Origin of the sequence: Enterococcus sp., assembly GCF_022711995.1 — a bacterium.
GTDB lineage: Bacteria > Bacillota > Bacilli > Lactobacillales > Enterococcaceae > Enterococcus_D.
In genome coordinates this window covers 1-3490 of record NZ_JALAHI010000078.1, presented here as the reverse complement: position 1 = coordinate 3490, position 3490 = coordinate 1, and the positions used below count along the sequence as shown (strand labels likewise).

Annotated in this window: 2 protein-coding genes and 1 pseudogene; all 3 read left to right on the top strand. The window is 40.2% G+C overall.

The annotated features are described in order from the left end of the window. Positions 1-771, top strand: a pseudogene (gene tig / locus Q0A12_RS07665) (trigger factor); the annotation flags it as partial. A 286-nt stretch (positions 772-1057) separates the two neighbouring features. Next, a complete protein-coding gene (gene clpX, locus Q0A12_RS07660) occupies positions 1058-2302 on the top strand; it encodes an ATP-dependent Clp protease ATP-binding subunit ClpX (protein ID WP_291292069.1) in 1245 nt (414 codons plus the stop codon). A gap of 210 nt (positions 2303-2512) precedes the next feature. Next, complete coding sequence (gene yihA, locus Q0A12_RS07655) at positions 2513-3097, top strand: ribosome biogenesis GTP-binding protein YihA/YsxC (protein ID WP_291292068.1); 585 nt, start codon at positions 2513-2515, stop codon at positions 3095-3097. The last annotated feature ends 393 nt before the right edge of the window (positions 3098-3490 follow it).

Here is a 3490-nt window from a genome sequence, read left to right as displayed (position 1 = left end):
GGTTTCTTAGGTGAAGAAACATTTGAAGGCGGCTAAGGTGAAAACTACTCTTTAGAATTGGGTTCAAACTCTTTTATTCCAGGTTTTGAAGATCAATTAGTCGGTGTTAAAGCGGGCGAAAGCAAAGAAGTAAACGTAACTTTCCCTGAAGATTATCAAGCAGAAGACTTGGCAGGCAAAGATGCGGTCTTCAAAGTAACTGTTCATGAAGTCAAAGCAAAAGAATTACCTGAATTAGATGATGAATTTGCGAAAGACGTGGACGACAGCGTTGAAACACTAGCTGAATTAAAAGAAAAATACCGTCAAGAATTAACTGAAACAAAAGAAAAAGCAGCGGAAGACGCAAAAGATGAAGCTGCCATTCGTCAAGCAGTGGAAAATGCAGAAATCGTTGAATTACCACATTCAATGGTTCATGATGAAGTTCACCGCTCAATGGATGAGTTCTTGAACAACATGCAACGTCAAGGAATCTCACCAGAAATGTACTATCAATTGACTGGTTCAACAGAAGCTGACTTGCACCAACAATTTGAAGGTGAAGCAGAAACTCGCGTGAAAACAAACCTTGTGATTGAAGCAATCGCAAAAGCAGAAGGTTTGGAAGCAACTGAAGAGGATATCGAAAAAGAAATCCAAGAACTATCAGAAGCTTACAACATGCCTGTTGACCAAATCAAACGCGTCTTGACAGAAGATATGTTGAAACACGACATCACAATGAAGAAAGCCGTTGAACTTGTAACTGGTACGGCAAAAGAAGCTTAATTTTCATCAAAAGAGCGGCAAACGTCTTTTACGATGTTTGCCCTTTTTGATTGAAAAAAGCATTTGGATGCTTGTTTCATATCATCAATTTTGCTCACTTTGTCTTTTTCGAGCTGCAAGGCCGCAACTGGTTTTGTCACTGTGGATAAATGCTAAGAAAACGTAATGGCCATGAGAAATAGCTTTTTCTTTCATATGAGTTATGATAAGATGATTAAAGACTGTAAAGATAGTAAAACCAATTCCACTCCTTTACAGGTTAGAAATTTATCAAGGGGTGAACAGTATGTACGACAACACAAATGGAAATGACGCTGTTCGTTGTTCATTTTGCGGAAAGTCGCAAGAAGAAGTAAAGAAGATCGTTGCCGGTCCTGGTGTATACATATGTAATGAATGTATCGACTTGTGCAAGGAGATCATTGACGAAGAGTTCTATGAAGAAGCAATTCGCGAATTTACTGAAGTGCCTAAACCACAAGAATTATTGCACATATTAAATGATTATGTCATCGGACAAGATCGGGCGAAAAAGACACTTGCTGTAGCGGTCTATAATCATTATAAACGGGTAAATGTCGAACCGACTGCCGAAGATGTCGAGTTACAAAAAAGCAATATTTGTTTGATTGGACCAACTGGTTCTGGGAAAACATTTCTTGCGCAAACGTTAGCTCGATCATTGAATGTGCCTTTTGCCATTGCGGATGCAACAAGTTTGACTGAAGCTGGTTATGTAGGGGAAGATGTCGAAAATATTCTACTGAAACTTCTGCAAGCGGCTGATTACAATGTCGAAATGGCTGAAAAAGGAATCATTTATATTGATGAAATCGATAAAATCGCTCGTAAAAGCGAAAATGTGTCCATCACCCGAGACGTGTCTGGTGAAGGGGTACAACAAGCATTGCTGAAGATCCTAGAAGGAACACAAGCCAGCGTGCCGCCTCAAGGGGGACGGAAACACCCGCATCAAGAAATGATCCAAATCGATACGACGAATATTTTGTTCATCGTTGGCGGAGCGTTTGATGGGATTGAAACCATCGTTAAGAATCGAATGGGTGAAAAAACGATTGGTTTTGGAACGAATAATAAGCGTTTTTCTGAAGATGAAAGCATCATGCAACATATCATTCCAGAAGACTTATTGAAATTTGGTTTGATTCCAGAATTTATCGGCCGCTTGCCAGTGATGGCAGCATTAGACAAACTCACAACTGATGATTTGGTTCGTATTCTGACAGAGCCAAAAAATGCGTTGGTGAAACAATACCAAAAATTATTGGGATTGGATGATACCGAGCTTGAGTTTGAGCCTGAAGCCTTGCGAGCGATTGCGGATAAAGCAATCGAACGAAATACGGGTGCTCGTGGACTGCGTTCCATTATCGAAAACATCATGATGGATGTCATGTTCAACGTTCCTTCGGATGAAACGATCAAGAAAGTCATCATTACCGAAGAAGCAGCCAAAGAAATTGGCGAACCGACAATCATTTACAACGAAGAAACAAAAAAAGCAGTTTGATTTTAATGAGGGACTGTGCCATAAGTCATTATCCAACAAGTTCAACCGAATCATATACTATTGCTACAGATTCCTCTGACTTTTTGCAACGAGGAGTCACTGCACCGTAGGAGCAATACTAGTTAATGTTCGGATATGGTTACTTGTAGGAGACTTTTGTCACAGCCCCTTTCTTTCTGATACCAACAGAGACTAGAAAGGAGCGAACAGATGAAAGTACATGATGCAGAAATCGTGATCAGTGCTGTTTCACCAGCACAATATCCGGATACCCAGTTGCCGGAAATCGCATTAGCGGGTCGGTCCAATGTTGGAAAATCTTCCTTCATCAATACTTTGATCAATCGAAAAAATTTAGCCCGGACATCTTCCAAACCTGGTAAAACTCAGACACTAAATTTTTATTTGATTGAGAATGCATTGCACTTTGTAGATGTACCTGGGTATGGTTATGCGAAAGTTTCCAAAACGGAGCGGGCAAAGTGGGGCAAGATGATCGAGACGTATCTTGCAGAGAGACAACAGCTGCGGGCAGTGGTTTCGCTGGTTGATTTGCGCCATGCGCCGTCGCAAGAAGATATCCAAATGTATCAATTTTTGAAATACTACGAGATTCCCGTCATCGTTGTGGCGACAAAAGCTGACAAGATTCCGCGAGGAAAATGGAATAAGCATGAAAGTGTAATCAAAAAAGCGTTGGAGTTCGATCCAGCAGATACCTTCATTCTTTTTTCTTCCATCACCAAGCAAGGAAAAGAAGAAGCTTGGCAAGCGATAGAAGCCGCCATTAAATAATCTTTGAGATAAAAAAGGACTGTGCCATAAGTCATCATCCAACAAGTTCAACCGAATCATAGTCTATTGCTATAGATTCCTCTAACTTTCGCGAAGAGGAGCCACTGCACCGCAGAAGCAATAAGATCTATTATTCGGATAGTGTTACTTGCAGGAGGCTTATGGCACAGTCCCTTTTTCCTACGATTAGTCAAGAGAAACGAAAAAGAGTGTCAATTTAATTTTATTAATATGATTGTTGAGTATCTTTACCCATGTCAAATAACCCTCACTTTGTTCATTTTTTTAAAGAGAGGAAATAGTTGTATAATTATCTTATATTAATGGTCCATTGAGACCGTGTACGAGTAATCGTACCTTGTCCCATTCCTAACCATGGCATGGAGACACTTT

Coding starts and splice junctions, on each gene's coding strand:
- yihA (WP_291292068.1), top strand. CDS start 2,513: ATGAAAGTACATGATGCAGAAATCGTGATCAGTGCTGTTTCACCAGCA.
- clpX (WP_291292069.1), top strand. CDS start 1,058: ATGTACGACAACACAAATGGAAATGACGCTGTTCGTTGTTCATTTTGC.